The sequence below is a fragment of the Coriobacteriaceae bacterium genome, from assembly GCA_025992855.1.
Lineage (GTDB): Bacteria > Actinomycetota > Coriobacteriia > Coriobacteriales > Coriobacteriaceae > Collinsella.
This window is the reverse complement of the sequence record DAJPGB010000001.1, coordinates 111,602-126,726: the sequence shown is the minus strand read 5'-3', so window position 1 is coordinate 126,726 and position 15,125 is coordinate 111,602. Positions and strand designations below refer to the sequence as shown.

At 62.1% G+C, this 15,125-nt stretch carries 16 protein-coding genes; 10 read left to right on the top strand and 6 right to left on the bottom strand.

Features of this window, described 5'->3' with window-relative positions:
- Nucleotides 1-10: 10 nt before the first annotated feature.
- From OIL88_00565 to tnpA, 3 genes are all read left to right on the top strand, one after another.
- Nucleotides 11-298, top strand: coding sequence for a PTS sugar transporter subunit IIB (locus OIL88_00565; protein HJI70884.1), 288 nt, complete (start codon nt 11-13; stop codon nt 296-298).
- A gap of 11 nt (nt 299-309) precedes the next feature.
- Nucleotides 310-684 (top strand): VOC family protein, encoded by a 375-nt coding sequence (locus tag OIL88_00560; protein ID HJI70883.1) that lies wholly within the window; start codon nt 310-312, stop codon nt 682-684.
- Between the two features lie 207 nt (nt 685-891).
- On the top strand, nt 892-1,350 hold the full coding sequence (gene tnpA / locus OIL88_00555) for an IS200/IS605 family transposase (GenBank protein HJI70882.1): 459 nt from the start codon (nt 892-894) through the stop codon (nt 1,348-1,350).
- A 157-nt stretch (nt 1,351-1,507) separates the two neighbouring features.
- Here tnpA and OIL88_00550 read toward each other — a convergent pair whose 3' ends face one another.
- Genes OIL88_00550 through OIL88_00540 form a run of 3 tightly spaced genes read right to left on the bottom strand, consistent with a single transcriptional unit; the run spans nt 1,508 to nt 4,127 of the window.
- Nucleotides 1,508-2,803, bottom strand: coding sequence for a HAMP domain-containing histidine kinase (locus tag OIL88_00550; protein ID HJI70881.1), 1,296 nt, complete (start codon nt 2,801-2,803; stop codon nt 1,508-1,510).
- Nucleotides 2,787-3,566 carry a response regulator transcription factor gene (locus OIL88_00545; protein HJI70880.1) on the bottom strand — a complete coding sequence of 260 codons (780 nt, stop codon included), beginning with the start codon at nt 3,564-3,566 and terminating at the stop codon, nt 2,787-2,789. The genes OIL88_00550 and OIL88_00545 overlap by 17 nt, the downstream gene beginning before the upstream one ends.
- An 18-nt stretch (nt 3,567-3,584) precedes the next feature.
- Nucleotides 3,585-4,127: a DUF4342 domain-containing protein gene (locus tag OIL88_00540; protein HJI70879.1), complete on the bottom strand. Its 543-nt coding sequence runs from the start codon at nt 4,125-4,127 to the stop codon at nt 3,585-3,587.
- 358 nt (nt 4,128-4,485) lie between these two features.
- Between OIL88_00540 and OIL88_00535 the strand changes: the two genes are divergently transcribed.
- Both OIL88_00535 and OIL88_00530 read left to right on the top strand, forming a co-directional pair.
- Nucleotides 4,486-4,761 (top strand): hypothetical protein, encoded by a 276-nt coding sequence (locus tag OIL88_00535; GenBank protein HJI70878.1) that lies wholly within the window; start codon nt 4,486-4,488, stop codon nt 4,759-4,761.
- A 48-nt stretch (nt 4,762-4,809) separates the two neighbouring features.
- Nucleotides 4,810-5,535 carry a metallophosphoesterase gene (locus tag OIL88_00530; GenBank protein ID HJI70877.1) on the top strand — a complete coding sequence of 242 codons (726 nt, stop codon included), beginning with the start codon at nt 4,810-4,812 and terminating at the stop codon, nt 5,533-5,535.
- 15 nt (nt 5,536-5,550) lie between these two features.
- Here OIL88_00530 and gluQRS read toward each other — a convergent pair whose 3' ends face one another.
- Entirely contained in the window at nt 5,551-6,495 is a 945-nt protein-coding gene (gene gluQRS / locus OIL88_00525; GenBank protein ID HJI70876.1) for a tRNA glutamyl-Q(34) synthetase GluQRS, read from the bottom strand.
- A 573-nt stretch (nt 6,496-7,068) separates the two neighbouring features.
- On the opposite strand from gluQRS, the gene OIL88_00520 reads away from it, so the two are divergent.
- Nucleotides 7,069-9,012, top strand: coding sequence for a DUF2207 domain-containing protein (locus OIL88_00520; GenBank protein HJI70875.1), 1,944 nt, complete (start codon nt 7,069-7,071; stop codon nt 9,010-9,012).
- Nucleotides 9,013-9,151: 139 nt separating this feature from the next.
- Here OIL88_00520 and OIL88_00515 read toward each other — a convergent pair whose 3' ends face one another.
- Nucleotides 9,152-9,793, bottom strand: a complete 642-nt coding sequence (locus OIL88_00515; GenBank protein ID HJI70874.1) for a GNAT family N-acetyltransferase — start codon at nt 9,791-9,793, stop codon at nt 9,152-9,154.
- A 277-nt stretch (nt 9,794-10,070) separates the two neighbouring features.
- Here OIL88_00515 and purH point away from each other — a divergent pair, with 277 nt between their 5' ends.
- From purH to OIL88_00495, 4 genes are all read left to right on the top strand, one after another.
- A complete protein-coding gene (purH, locus tag OIL88_00510) occupies nt 10,071-11,678 on the top strand; it encodes a bifunctional phosphoribosylaminoimidazolecarboxamide formyltransferase/IMP cyclohydrolase (GenBank protein HJI70873.1) in 1,608 nt (535 codons plus the stop codon).
- 81 nt (nt 11,679-11,759) lie between these two features.
- Nucleotides 11,760-12,491 (top strand): hypothetical protein, encoded by a 732-nt coding sequence (locus tag OIL88_00505; GenBank protein ID HJI70872.1) that lies wholly within the window; start codon nt 11,760-11,762, stop codon nt 12,489-12,491.
- A 178-nt stretch (nt 12,492-12,669) separates the two neighbouring features.
- Nucleotides 12,670-13,341, top strand: a complete 672-nt coding sequence (locus OIL88_00500) for a response regulator transcription factor (GenBank protein HJI70871.1) — start codon at nt 12,670-12,672, stop codon at nt 13,339-13,341.
- Nucleotides 13,342-13,350: 9 nt separating this feature from the next.
- A complete protein-coding gene (locus OIL88_00495; protein ID HJI70870.1) occupies nt 13,351-14,394 on the top strand; it encodes a sensor histidine kinase in 1,044 nt (347 codons plus the stop codon).
- Between the two features lie 223 nt (nt 14,395-14,617).
- Here OIL88_00495 and OIL88_00490 read toward each other — a convergent pair whose 3' ends face one another.
- Nucleotides 14,618-15,055 (bottom strand): universal stress protein, encoded by a 438-nt coding sequence (locus OIL88_00490; GenBank protein ID HJI70869.1) that lies wholly within the window; start codon nt 15,053-15,055, stop codon nt 14,618-14,620.
- Between the last annotated feature and the right edge of the window lie 70 nt (nt 15,056-15,125).

Below are 15,125 nucleotides of genomic sequence, written 5' to 3'. Positions count from 1 at the left end.
GACATTACCTATGAAGAAGATCGTTTTGGCTTGCGGTGCTGGCGCTGCTACTTCCACGCTCGTTGCCCAGAAGGTCGCTACCATGCTCGACGCCAACGGTTATGCCGGCAAGTATGAGATCGTGCAGTGCGCCATCTCCGAGGCCAAGGACGCTTGCGACGAGGGCGCCGACCTGCTGATCGCCACCACCGTTGCCCCCGAGGGCCTCACCTGCCCGTACGTGAGCGGCGTGCCCTTCATGACCGGCATGAACCGCGTCGCTGCCGAGAAGGCCGTTCTCGACGTTATGGCTCAGTAGGCGCTGCCTGTATGAATGAGCAGAACGCCAATCCGGTCGAGCTCTTTGGCATGCGCGTTGCCCATGTGGGCATTAACGCCACTGACCCGGCAGATGCCTTGGAGATCGCGGAGCTGTTCTCGACGATGATGGGCCTGCCCGTTATCGAGACCCCCGTTTCGTACTTTAATGATTCGCTGGTCGAGATCATGAAGCAGAACGGTCGTGGCACCAAGGGCCACATCGGCTTTGCCGTTAACGACATCGATGCAGCTGAGAAGTGGTTTGCCGAGCGCGGGCTCGAGGTCAACGAGGAGTCGCGCGCGCTGCTGCCCGACGGTGGTACCAAGCTCGTGTACTTTAAGCGCGAGTTCGCCGGTTTCGCCGTGCACCTGTGCCGCGAATAGCGCACAAGCTGCCATAGCTAGCAAAAAGGGATAGGGCCGCGTGGCCCTATCCCTTTATTTCAAGACTTTAGTCCGCTGGCCGCGCAGCGGCCAGCTTTAAACCACCCGCTACGCGGGTGGAGACAAACGGCTTTACAAAGCCACCCCTCCGACCGATATTGACGATTGTTCAGGCCGTCAAGAATTCGAGTCGAAGGGGTGGTCGCCATGGCCCAGAAGGCCTACAGCCTTTCCCACACGAGGTGGATGTGCAAGTACCACATCGTGTTCACGCCGAAGTATAGGCGCAAAGTGATCTACAACCAAATCAGGAGCGACATAGGGGAGATCCTCAGGAAGCTGTGCGAGTACAAGGGGATCGAGATAATCGAGGGGCACCTGATGCCCGACCACGTGCACGTGCTGCTGGCGATCCCGCCGAAGTACAGCGTCGCGAGCGTCATGGGCTACCTGAAGGGGAAGAGCTTGCTGATGATATTCGACAGGCACGCCAACCTCAAGTACAAGTTCGGCAACAGGAAGTTCTGGGCGGAGGGCCACTGCGTGTCCACCGTCGGCCTGAACGAGGCGACGATCGCCAAGTACATCAGGGAGCAGGAGTCCCACGACATCGCGCTGGACAAGCTGAGCGTGAAGGAGTACGAGGACCCCTTCAAGAGGGGGTGATGCTGCCGGTTCGACCGGCGCGCCACGGGTCAAGATGCACTAGGCCTGGACGAAGTCCGGGCCCGCGCCTTTAGACGCGAGCCCGGGGCCCGTGGGTTATACCCTAAGAGCAAACCACCCTTTTTAAGGGTGGTTCTGATTTATGCCGAGGGGCTTCCTATCGTGGCAGGCGAATCGTAAAGCGGCTGCCGACCCCTTCGACCGAGGTCACACCGATGACGCCGCCGTGGCTGTCGACGATCCACTTGGCGATCGCAAGCCCCAGACCCGAACCCTGTGCGCCGGCATCGCGCGCGTTGTCGGCACGGTAGAACCGCTCGAACGCGTGAGCTGCGGATTCCTGGTTCATGCCGATGCCCTCGTCCTCAACACTTATGTCGATCGTGCCCGCGCCCGCATCCGGCGTTATGCCAAATGTGACGGTCGTTCCCGCATCCGAGTACTTGGCGGCGTTTTGCACGATCACGCGCAGAGCCTGCTTCACGAGCGCCACGTCAACGGGCGCGTCGCAGCGCGGGTCGCTGACAAGCACAGCGTCAAAGGCCAGTCGATACGTGTGCTCGGTATCGATCATCTGCGATTCCTCGCATACCTCGCCGACCAGTGCGGCCAGGTTGGTATTCGCGCGCCGTAGGACCGTGCGCCCGGCATCGCCGCGCGCCAAAAACAGCAGCTGCTCCACGAGCTCTTGCATGTGCTCGCTTTCGGCCTTAAGGGACGCGATGGATTCCGCCAGCACGTCCGGGTCGTTTTTGCCCCAGCGGTCGAGCATGTTTACGTAGCCCTGAATCACCGCGATGGGCGTGCGTAGCTCGTGGCTTGCATCGTTGACAAAGCGCATCTGCTGCATCTTTGCCTCTTGCATCTGGCGCAGCAGGCGGTTGAGCGCGACCTCGATGCTTGCCAGGTCGGCGTCGCCGGTGGTGACGCTCGGCGAGTCGACGCTTGCGCGCTCGATGGCCTGCTCCAGTGTCTCCATTTTGCCGCCGGCGAGTTGCATGCGGCCGAGTTCGTCCACGCGCAGTGCCAAGTCGTTGAGCGGTGCCATGGTACGGCGCACACGGCGGGCACCGCCGAGCATGTTGAGCACGCTGATGACCTGCCAACCCACAACGACAAGGTAGAGAGGCCATAGCGCGACGAGGTCCTGCGCGAGGGGGAAAGTCTTGGTGGTGCGCGCAAGCTCGACGGTATAGGTGAGCGTTGTCAGGTCCCAGCCGCGCGCGGGCGTCAGCGACATGCCGTGAACGGTGGCGCCGGGAATCCAGCCTGCGGTAAACGCGCCATCGGGCAGCGTCTGGTTGTATCCATAGACGAGGATCGCCGCCGCAATCACCATCAGCAGCAGATCGAGCCAGACGTAGCTTATCAGGCGGCGCCACATATAGCTCCAGTTGATGGCACGGGCGATGGAGGTGACGCGTTTGGCCTCGGCGTTACGCACGGCAGACATAGCCCACTCCGCGCACGGTCTGGATGATGCGGGCGCTGCCGGCGTCTTCGATCTTGGCGCGCAGGTGCGCGATGTGCACGTCGACGTTGTTGGTGTCGCCTACGTATTCGTAGCCCAGCGCCTCGTGCGCGATGCGCTCGCGCGTGAGCACGCTGCCGGCGTGCGCCATAAGCAGGGCGAGGACATCGAACTCGCGGGCCGTGAGCGCGATGGGCGAGCCGCCGACCGTGACTTCGCGGCGATCGGGATCGAGCACGACCGAACCCGCGGCGAGCGTGGCGGGGGAGAGCGAGGCGGAAACCTGGGTCGAGTCACTGACCGGGGGCATCGCAGTGGCGCCGACACCCGTGCCGCCTGCCGCGCCCGTCCCGATGCCGCCAACGCCCGAAGCCGCCCGCACGGCCTCCGAGCGCTTCAACGCCACGCGGATCCGTGCGAACAGCTCCTCAATCGCAAACGGCTTGGTCAGGTAATCGTCGGCGCCGGCATCGAGCCCGGCCACCTTGTCCATCACGGCATCGCGCGCGGTGACCATTATCACCGGCACATCCTTGTGCTTGCGGACGCGCCGCAGGACCTCCATGCCGTTGAGCTGCGGCAACAGCACATCGAGCAGAATAAGATCGTAGTTGCGCTCCAGCGCCAGGTCCACGGCGGTGCGGCCATCGGCGGCGTGTTCCACCTGGTAGCCCTCGTGCTCCAGCTCGAGCGTCACAAAGCGGGCGATTTTCTCCTCGTCCTCTACGATCAGGATCCGTGCCATGCGTGCCCCCGTCTGCGATTACTTGTCGTCGTTCAGATTTTGCTTGATGTCGTCCGCGGCATCGGCGGCGTGATTCATAAGGTTGTTGATACTGCCGGGCACGTCGCCGTCGCTGTCGATGCGGTAGCGCATGCCAAAGAACAGGCCAATCAGCATCAGCCAAATCGTAGCGCCCCCGGCAAACAGGGCGATGATGGGGATCAGGATGGGGATGTTGAGGATGATCGCATCGCGGCGCGTGGCGATAAACTTGGTGTCCAGGCTCAGGCGGAAGAGCTTTTTGAGGTACTCCCATACGCTGTCCATCTTCTTGGAGAAGTCGGTCTTTTCGCTCGACTTCTCGTAGGCGGCCTGCGCGGCGACCATCTCGGCTGAGGGCTCATCGACCGGCTCAGACTCGGTGGCGGCGTGCGCTGACGTGGTCTGGGTCTTACCCTGCGACTCGAGCCAAATGATGGCATCCAGAACGTTGCCGTCGGCGGCGTCGAGCGCAGCTTTGGCATCGGTGTAGCTCACGTTGCACTTGGTGCGGATGGTTTCAACTTTTTCGAGGTCGTCCATGACCTGTCCTTTCGTTCGATGGGCGCGACGCCGGGCGATCTGCCCGGGCGCGAGCGTTGCGTTCGGCGGCCTGCGTTGCGCGGCGCCGCCTCGCCCTTGGTCGAACTCTATAGTGCAGGTTATAGATTAAGCGATTCTTGAGCCAAGATTAATGTTGGATGAGTTTTTGGGTAGCGGTGGGAAAAGTATTAGACCTCGATAGCGGGGGATGTGGTGTCGGTGCAAAACGGCGTCAAAGGTTGGTCGAGCAGGCGGTTTCTCCATTGATGTCCGCACAGCATGTGACACTTACCCTGCCGCCCCGCTCTGCCGCGGCGGCATGCGTCTGAACAACGACCCTCTAAGGAGTTCGATACCGATGAGTGACAACGCAAAGCATCTCGCAAAGAAGTGCGTTAAGGACGCGGGGCCGTGCCTCGCGCTGTGCGTAGCCGGCGCAGCGGTCGCGCTGCTGGCTGTTCTGGGGCCGTTCGACGTGCTCCGAAGTGCCAGCTTTCTGCATGCTTGCATGGCTCTTGCCGGCGCCATGATGACCGGCGGCGTGCTCGATTTGATCTTTTGGGTGTTTGACCCGTTTGGATGGAAGAGCGAGGGTAGGTCCCAAAGGATGGAAGGGCTGGAACGGTTGACTTAGTGATCGTGCAGAATGTGGGCTAGCGACTTACAGGGAAGTGGTGATCCGATGACGGTCTATGTGACGGGCGATATTCACGGCGGCGTCGACATGCAAAAGCTTCGCGACTGGGATCTTGGGGATGGTTTGACAAGTGACGACTATCTCATCATCGCGGGCGACTTTGGCTTTCCGTGGGATTTCTCTGCCGAGGAATGTGCCGACATCGCCTGGCTGGAGTCGCGCCCCTATACCGTGCTGTTTGTCGACGGCAACCACGAGCGTTTCGATCACTGGTCGGAGCGCCCCATGGAGCTGTGGCACGGCGGCCTGACGCAGCGCCTGTCGGACACCTCGCCCATCCGACGCCTGACGCGCGGTGAGGTTTTTGAGCTCGACGGCCCAACGATCTCTACCATGGGCGGCGCCACGAGCGTGGATAAGGAATACCGCATTCCGTATTCCAGCTGGTGGCCGCAGGAGCTGCCGGACGAGCGCAACTTTGAGGAGGCGCGGGCAAAGCTCGACAGCGTGGGTTGGAAGGTCGACTATGCGATCACCCATACCTGCTCCACGCGCATGCTTTCGCCCACGCTTTACCCGGCACCTGGCTGGAATTATCCCGATGTCGATCGACTCACCACGTTTTTCGACGAGCTGGAGGACCACCTGGACTACAAGCGCTGGTACTACGGGCATTTTCATCGTGACGCCAACCCGGCCGAGCGTCACACCGTGCTCTACGACTGCATCGTTCGCTTGGGCGACGAACTCCAGCCCTGGGATGTTGCGTAGAGGCGGGGTGGCTGGCTACTCGACCGTTACAGTGATGTTCTCCCGATGCGCGCGGATGACGTCCCAGCTAAAGTGCTCGACCAGCTGCTCGGCGGTACGCGGCGTGGTGTCCGGCGCGATGCCTGTTTGCCCGGCGAGCCATCCCAACAGTGCCTCGGGTGTGCCAAAGCGGGTGCGGAGCTCGCCCAGGTCCAGATCGCGATCGCGCTTGGAAAGGCGGCGGCCGTCCGGTGACATGAGCAGCGGAATGTGCGCGTAGTGCGGCGTGGGCAGTCCCAGCAGATGTTGCAGATAGATCTGGCGCGGCGTGGAACCAAGCAGGTCGCATCCGCGTACGATCTCGGTGACGCCCATGGCAGCGTCGTCGACCGCCACGGCCAGCTGATAGGCAAACACGCCGTCGCTGCGGCGCACCAAAAAGTCACCGCACTCGGTGGCGAGTGCTTCGCATTGGGCTCCGTACGTGCGGTCCACGAATTCGATCACGTCGCTGGCGAGGTCGTCGACGGTGGGCACGCGCAGGCGCGTGGCCGGAGCACGCAGGGCACTGCGGCGGGTGATTTCATCAGCAGAAAGACCTCTGCAGGCGCCGCGGTAGATGGGCGTGCCGTCGCTGGCGTGCGGTGCGCTCGCGGCGTGGAGTTCGGCACGCGTGCAAAAACAGGGATAGGTGAGGCCGGCGTCTTGCAGCTGGCGCAGGGCGTCCTCGTACAGATCCAGGCGATCGTGCTGGTAGTAGGGGCCTTCGTCCCACTCGAGCCCCAGCCAGGTCAGATCGTCAATCAGTTGAGCGGCAAGTTCCGGGCGCTTGCAGCGATCGTCCAGGTCCTCGATGCGCAGCACGATGCTGCCGCCCTGGCTGCGGGCCGAAAGCCACGAGCACAGGCAGCTGAACACGTTGCCCAGGTGCATGCGGCCCGAGGGCGACGGGGCGAAACGGCCCACGACGGGGGTGGGCACTGCCGTTGCTGGTGCGTCCGCGGCGTGTGTTGCTATGTTGCGTGCGTTGATATCCATGCGGACGAGTATAGCGCGGGGCGCGGTGGGGGAGACGCTGCCGTGGCCTGCAAGTTGCCGAGGCCGCGCGTTGCGCGTGCCGGACCACCGGCTCGACAGCTCGATCGCCGCCCGCCAGCCCAACCCCTCAAACGACAGAAACCCCGGCAGCTCTTCGCAACTGCCGGGGTTTCCGCGGAAAAGGGGGACATGATCCTCGAGCGAACGGCAAAGGGGCAAACCGTTTTCGCTCAACTGCTTTATGCCCCTCGGCTGGCGGCTCAATCAGCGCGTGCCGCGCCCACACAAAGCCGCTACACCTGTGACGGAGCTGTGAAGTGGTATCTATTGCCGGGGCGGGCTATGCCAAGGGTGTCCCTAATGACTAGTCATTTAAGAACGTCCCCAATGACTAGCTGCCGGGGTGCGGGTGTGACTTTCATCCCGTTTGGCGCTCCGGTCGCCTAGATGTTTGTCATGCGTACCCGCAAACGTGGGACAATGACGCTACTGGTATCACAGACAAAGGATGTGCCTATGAACGACCCCGTTGCCAAAACCTGTCGGCAGCGCCGCCTGTTTGCGCGATTTGCTTCCGTCTGCGCACTCGTCGCGCTTGCATTGCTGCTACTGCCCGCCGCCGCACACGCCGACGGTTATTCCATGACCCAAACCTATATCGGTGCCACGGTCGAGGCCGACGGCTCGCTAACCGTTGTCGAGGGACGCCAGTTTGATTTCGACGACGACATCAACGGCGTGTTTTGGGAGATCAATACGGGCACCAACCAGCAGGGCGGCACGGCGGGCGTCGACGTGCTGAGTGTCGAGGAAGAGGACACCGCGTTTAACAAAGTCGATAGCGCGAACAAGGGCGACTCTGGCGTCTACACGGTCGAGCAGACCGGTGACGGCGTAAGGATTAAGGTATTCAGTCCTCACGAGAGCGGCGACAGCGCGACCTATTACGTGAGCTATACCATGACCGGTGCGGTTATGAACTGGGCCGATACCGCCGAGCTCTACTGGAAGTTTGTGGGCGACGGCTGGTCCGCGGACTCCGACGATGTCGAGATGGAAGTGTACTTCGCAAATGCCGCTGCCGGGACGGCGGCCGTCAAGGGCGATAACTTCCGCGCATGGGGTCACGGCCCGCTGACGGGCGATGTATCGCTCGATGCGGACGAACCCATGGTCACCTATACCATTCCCTGCGTGCATCAGGGCGAATTCGCCGAGGCACGCATCGCCTTCCCCAGCGACTGGGTGCCGCAGCTTGCCGCCTCGGGCGAAGAGCGCATGTCAACGATCCTGAGCGAAGAGAAGGAATGGGCCGACGAAGCTAACGCCCGCCGCGCTCACGCTCGCATGATTGCCAATGCACTTGTCGTGCTAAGTGTTGTTGCGGCGGTGGCCTTTACCGGCACAATCGTTATGCTCAAGCTGCGCAAGCGCAAGCCCAAGCCGCTTTTCCAGGACGAATATTTCCGCGATGTGCCCTCGGCCGACCATCCCGCCGTGCTTTCGGCCCTCATGAGCTGGAACGAGGTGCCCGATCAGACATATATCGCCACACTCATGAAGCTCACCGACGACCGTGTGATCAAGCTGGAGCAGGCGACCGTGACCAAGGCCAAGAAGGGTCTGTTGGGGCGTGAAAAAGAAGAGCAGACGTATCGTGTGACGGTGAGTGATGCGGGCTGGAAGTCGGCCAAGGGCATTGACCGCATGGTGCTCAAGGTCTTCTTTGCCGGTGCTAAGCCCGACGAGAACGGTGATCGTTCGCGCACGTTCGACGAGCTGCAGCACTACGTCAAGCAGCACGCTACGCCCGTGGGCGACAAGCTCGAGGACTATCAGAACACCGTTAAGGGCAAGTTGGCCGATAGCGAGTACGTTGCCTCGGACGGCATTGTCGCAATGGTGTTTGGCCTGGTCCTGGGCATTCTAATTGCCTTTATTCCTATTGGATCCATTTTCTTTACCGATGGCGCGCAGGCAAACGTTATCGCCGCGATTATCTCGGTGCCCATCGTGCTTGTGGGCATTGGCGTGAGTCTCACCTTCCGCCGCTTTACGCCGGAGGGTGCCGAGGTGGCGGCTCGCTGCAAGGCGCTTAAGCATTGGCTTGAGGACTTCACGCGTCTAAAGGAAGCCGTCCCCGGCGATCTGGTCCTGTGGAATAAACTTCTGGTGATGGGTGCGGCGCTGGGCGTTTCGAAGGAAGTCCTGCGTCAGCTTGCCGAGGCTGTTCCTCCCGAGGTGCGCGAGGCCGACGGTTTCTACGACAATTACCCCTGCTACTGGTGGTACTACCATCATTACGGTACCGAGTCCCCGCTCGATTCATTCGATGACGTGTATCACGAGAGCATCCGTGAGCTGGCTTCGAGTTCCGATAGCTCGAGCGGCGGCGGTGGCGGCGGCTTCTCGGGCGGCGGAGGCGGCGGCGTCGGCGGAGGCGGCGGCGGAACGTTCTAGCGGTCCTAAATTATGGGATGGGCTTTTCTCGACAGCCGTCGGGGGAAGCCCATCCCTTTTTCATGCGCTACCTACGAAGACTGTCCCCAACGACTAGTCACTGGGGACGTTCCTAAATGACTTGGTATGGCTGCTGGGCCTAGGCCGTTAGGTCAAGTTCGTAGAGGAAGCTTTCGCGCGGCATGTCGTGACGGCGCTCTTCGCGGTTGGCGCGGTGCGTGGCCGCGCGCTTAAAGCCGTGCAGCTCGTAGAACTTCCACGAGCAGTTGGAGTCGGTGTACAGGTGCGCCCTTGTCGCCCCGCGCGAGGACAGATACGAGACCGCGGCATCGAGCAACACCGAGCCAACGCCCAGGCCGTGGACGTCGCGATCAACGGCAAGCAGCGTGACCTCGTTGTCGTGCGGCAGCGGGCTGCATTCGAGCAGACGGTTGTTGGTTCGGATGGTTGCGCGCACAAACGAGAGATACTCGGCGCAGGCATCGGGCTCCAGCTCACGCATCTGCGATAGCAGCGTGCGTTCGGTATCCATCCAATGTTCCTTGACGGTGGCGCCGGAGTTCTGTCCCGCGCGTGCGAGCGCAATGCCGCGCGCCTGACCGTCGATTACGGCAACCTGCGAAAACGTCGACGACGAAAGGCAATAGGCGAGGTCGCACGCGGCCTCAAGGCGGTTGTACTCATCGTTATCCGAATTGTTATGCCAAAGCTGCTGCAGAATCAGCGCGATGGCGTCGAAGTCTTCGGTATCAAACGGTCGGTAGAGAACCCGCGAGACCATGGTGCCTCTTTCTTTTGCGGATGCATATCGAGCACAGTTCTACCACGCCATTGGCATCAAATTATGGTGCCCCTGTGTTCCATGAACTCACCGTGCCCAGTGCCGTGTCCATCCCCTCTGCTCGCAAACTTTTTCTGCACATGCGCCCGTTGCGGGGTGCATCGATGCGCTCGATGCGCTACATTAAATCAGTATTTTCAATGCCGCTGCGCGAGCGCTGCAGATCGACGTATCACCGACTCACAGAGCACGGCGGCGTACCAGACAGGAGGACTGCATGGGATCTGATGTGAAGATCGCACGCGCGTTGATCTCGGTTACCGATAAGACGGGCGTCGTCGATTTCGCACGGACGCTGGTCGATGACTTTGGCGTCGAGATCATCTCTACGGGCGGCACGGCTCGTGCCATCGAGGACGCGGGCGTTCCCGTAACCCCCATCGAGGAGTTCACGGGCTACCCCGAGATGATGGACGGCCGCGTTAAGACCCTGCACCCCAAGGTTCACGGCGCGCTGCTGGCCCGCCGCGATTCCGAGCAGCACATGCAGGAGGCCGCTCAGCACGGCATTAAGCTGATCGACCTGGTCGTCGTCAACCTGTACGAGTTCGAGAAGACCGTCGCCAACCCCGAGGTCACCTTCGCGGACGCCATCGAGCACATCGACATCGGTGGCCCCTCCATGCTGCGCTCTGCCGCCAAGAACGCCACGAGCGTTACCGTCATTTCCGACCCGGCCGACTATGATGCCGTCCTGGCCGAGATGCACGAGACCGGTGGCTGCACCACGCTTTCCACCCGTCGTCGCCTGCAGGTGAAGGTCTACCAGACCACCGCCGCCTACGACACGGCTATCTCCCGTTGGCTTGCCGCCCAGGCAAGCGACGTGGCGGACACCTCTGCCAAGCTCGAGATCTCGCTGGAGAAGGTCGACGACCTGCGCTATGGCGAGAACCCGCAGCAGAAGGCTACGGTCTACCGCTTTGTCGAGGGCTGCGAGAACACCGCGAGCTCGCAGTTCCCGCTCGTTGGCTCCGAGCAGATCCAGGGCAAGCCGCTCAGCTACAACAACTATCTGGATGCCGATGCCGCTTGGAACCTGGTCCGCGAGTTCGACGAGCCGGCCTGCGTGATCCTCAAGCACCAGAACCCCTGCGGTTCTGCCGTTGCCGAGGACATCACGGCTGCCTACGACCGCGCCTTCGCCTGCGATCCCAAGAGTGCCTTTGGCGGCATCATCGCCTGCAACCGCGAGGTTCCCTATGAGCTGGTCGAGCACTTTGCCGATCAGAACAAGCAGTTCGTCGAGGTCATCATCGCCCCGAGCTACACTGCCGAGGCGCTCGAGCGCATGGCCAAGCGCCCCAACCTGCGCGTGCTGGCCACCGGCGGCGTGGACCACGGCGCCCAGGTGGAGCTGCGCTCCATCGACGGCGGCATGCTGGTGCAGGAAGTCGACCACGTGACCGAGGATCCCGCGACCTTTACGTTCCCCACCGACCGCAAGCCCACCGACGCCGAGATGGCCGAGCTCGAGTTTGCCTGGAAGGTCTGCAAGGGCGTTAAGTCCAACGCCATCTTGGTTTCCAAGGGCAAGGCCGGCATTGGCATGGGCCCGGGTCAGCCTAACCGCGTTGACTCTGCGCTGCTTGCCTGCGAGCGCGCCGAGGACTTCTGCGAGCGCGAGGGCGTGGAGAAGGGCGGCTTTGCCTGTGCAAGCGACGCGTTCTTCCCGTTCCGCGACAACGTCGACGTTCTTGCTGCACACGGCGTGACCTGCATCATCCAGCCCGGCGGCTCCAAGCGCGACGACGAGAGCATCCAGGCCTGCAATGAGCACAATATTGCTATGGTGTTTACGGGCGCTCGCCACTTCCGCCACTAAGTTCCGCCTTGGGACAAAATAATCTCCGCAAAAGACGGCTGCTCCGTTTGGAGGGCCGTCTTTTTGGTATAAGAGGACGGAATGACTAACACGAAAGGTATGACCATGCCCCAGATTGATGATGCCGAGCTGTTTGGCAATGCCGAGGATCAGCGTGCGTACGAGGACTTTTGCGCCAATCAGGAGGCGGTCGAGAAGTTTACGCTCGACAAGCCCGCGCTTGTCTGCCGTTGGCGCATGTCCAACAAAAAGGTACCCATGCTCAACCGCCACATTCGCGCACTGTCCGAGCGCTTGGTGCAGGGCGAGCCGCTTACCCATAACATGCTCAGCTGGGCCAAGCAGCACGTTGAGTGGTCGCTTGCCGAGGGCGATTACACCGCACGCGACGGCGTGCTCATGCTGGTGATCGACGTCAACGGCAACGCCGCCATGACGGTGGGGGAGTACGAGCCGCTAACCGATACGTCGGCCAAGGCGCTACGTGCCCGCTCCGCCGAGGCCCGCTCCGAGGCCGACGAAACCGGCGTGGCGCCCGAGCTGCTCGCCGCCGTCGATAACGGCGAGCTTGCCTTTGTGGCGCCAGCGGACGAGTGCCTGTGCGGCACGGCGACGCTCATCGAGCAGCTGGCCCAGACCAAGGGCATCCCGGTCACGCGCGTAGACATCCCCGCTCAGCTCAAGGGCGCGCTGTTCCTGGTGAGCGACGAGCACGGCGTGGTCCCTGCCGACGATACCGATGCCGCCGCGACGGACGCCGCGACGGTCGCCTTCTTCGCCGAAGGCTACGAAAAGCTCCGCGCCCGTCGCTAAATGATTGTTCTGAGACGGGGATTAAAAAATCATTTTGGTCCCCGCCATCGCTGCGAGTGCGAGGCGGACAAAACGCCCCCGCTCGCGAACAGTTCTGTCACCTTGGCGACGTGCGTGGCACGTACCTGCGGCTCCGCGGTCATAATGGGGCAAGACAACCAAGAGGGGAGCGGAATCCATGGCGCTGATCTATATCGTTGAGGACGACGAACCCATTCGTCGCGAGCTTGCCGACATCCTTGCCCGTGCCGGTTTTGAGGTCGAGGCCTGCGAATCGTTCGAGCATGTTTCGCGCGATATTCTCGCCGCCGCGCCCGACTTGGTGCTGCTCGACCTGACGCTTCCCGTCAAGGACGGCCAGCATATCTGCCATGAGGTTCGCCGCGAATCCGAGGTTCCCATCATCGTCCTCACGTCGCGTACGACCGAGATCGACGAGGTCATGGCCATGACGCTCGGCGCGGACGACTTTGTTCCCAAGCCCTACAGCGCCCGTGTGCTCGTGGCGCGCATCAACGCACTACTGCGTCGCACCGCGACGGCGGGCGAGCGCAGCACGCTCGTCCACAAGGGACTGGAGCTCGACCTCGCACGCTCCATGGTCACCAACACACAAACGGGCACCAGCACCGAGCTCACCAAAAACGAGCTGCGTATCCTCTCGCTGCTTCTGAGCCGCGCGGGCAAGATCGTTTCGCGCTCGGCCATCATGCAGGACCTGTGGGACTCCGACGCCTTCGTGGACGACAATACGCTCACCGTCAACATCAACCGCCTGCGCACCACGCTCGAAAAAATCGGCATCAAGGGGTATTTGACAACGCACCGCGGCCAGGGCTATTCGGTCTAGGGGCCGGCTATGTCGTTTGGCAAGTTCTTTAAAGATGCGCTGCTTCCCGTCGCCGTGTGGACGTGCGGCGTGCTGCTGAGCTGCTTTGTGCTGACGGTCGCCGGCGCACCCGTTTCTATCGTGGTCGTGGCGGTCGGTGTGTCCTTTATCTTTGGTATGCTCGGCATCGTGATCGAGTACGCGCGCCGTCGTCGTTTTCTGCGCCAGCTGGAGCGTGCGGCCGAGGAGCTCGAGAGTCCCGCATGGGTGCAGGAGATGGTGCAATGCCCGACCTATGCTGAGGGCGAGCTCGAGTACGAGGTCTTGCGCCGGGTGGGCAAGGCGGCATGCGATGAGGTGGCGGAAGGCCGGCGCCAGACCGATGACTACCGCGACTATATCGAGAGCTGGGTCCACGAGGCCAAGCTGCCCCTGGCAGCAGCCCATCTGATTTTGGAAAACCTGGACGGCAGCGAAGACGATTTGTCGCGTGTGGATGACCTGGGTCGCGAGCTTGCCCGCGTGGAGCGCTATATCGACCAGGCGCTGTACTATGCGCGCTCGGAAGTCGTGGAGCGCGACTACCTGATTCGTCGCTGGGACCTTAAGACCTTGGTGACGGGTGCGATTAAAGCCAACGCCCGCGAGCTCATCGCGGCGCATGTGGCCCCGGTGTGCGAGAACCTCGACTTCGAGGTCTTTACCGACGAGAAGTGGCTCGAGTTTATTCTGGGCCAGCTCATTCAGAACAGCATTAAATATGCGCGCGAGGACGGCGCAAAGATTGTGTTTTCGGGTGCGTTGCTGGACGAGGGCCTGGCGAGCGAGCGCATCGAGCTTACTGTCGCGGACAACGGCTGCGGCGTGTGTGCGGCAGACCTGCCGCGCGTGTTCGAGAAGGGCTTTACCGGCGACAACGGCCGCACCACCAAGCGCGCAACGGGTATTGGCCTCTACCTGGTGGCGCGCCTGTGCTCCAAGATGGGCATCGACGTCACCGCAGCATCGGAGCCCGGCGAAGGCTTCGTCGTAACATTCGCCTTCTCAACCAACAAGTTCCAATACTTCGAGTAACGCACGCGGCAGACGCCCGCCCAAACAAAAACGTGCTGCCCCAAACAAAACGTGCCGCCCCAAACGGGGCGGCACGCCATTTTTCCATCAGACAACTCGCTGAAGTAAGGCTGCGAAGGCCGCGGGGCCGGGAGGGGTTTCCTAAGGGCACATCCCGCAGCCGCAACGCGGCGAGGACGTGCCCGTGGAAACCCCGCAGGCCCCGCGGCCGGTGGGAGCAACGCTACTTCACGACCAAGATGTCGCAGTCGGTGTTGCGCAGCAGGAACGTCGAAATCGAACCCAGGAGCGCATACTTGATCGAGGACAGGCCGCGGGCGCCGCAGAGCACCAGGTCGGGCTTAACCACGTCGAGCATCTCGTCCTTGAGCGTCTCGCGAATGCGGCCGGCGCGAATCATGACTTCGACCTCGGGAATGTCGGGATTGGCCTTGGCCTCTTCGAGCTGCTTGGCGATGGAGTTCTTAAATGCCTCCTCTAGGCCGTTGACCAGATCGACCGGATAGGAACCGGCGCTCTCGAGCGCCGTGGAATCGATAACGTGGCCGATGATTAGCTTGGCGCCGTTGTTCGCGGCGACCTTGATGGCGCGTGCGAGCACAAAATCCTGCTGTTCAGTACCGTCGAGTGAAACAAATACCTTGGTGTAGCCCTCGTTCATGGTTTCCTCCTTGGTCTATCGCACGGGCACGGGGCTCGTGCATCGGGCGGGCGCGGGCGCGTTGGCCGCC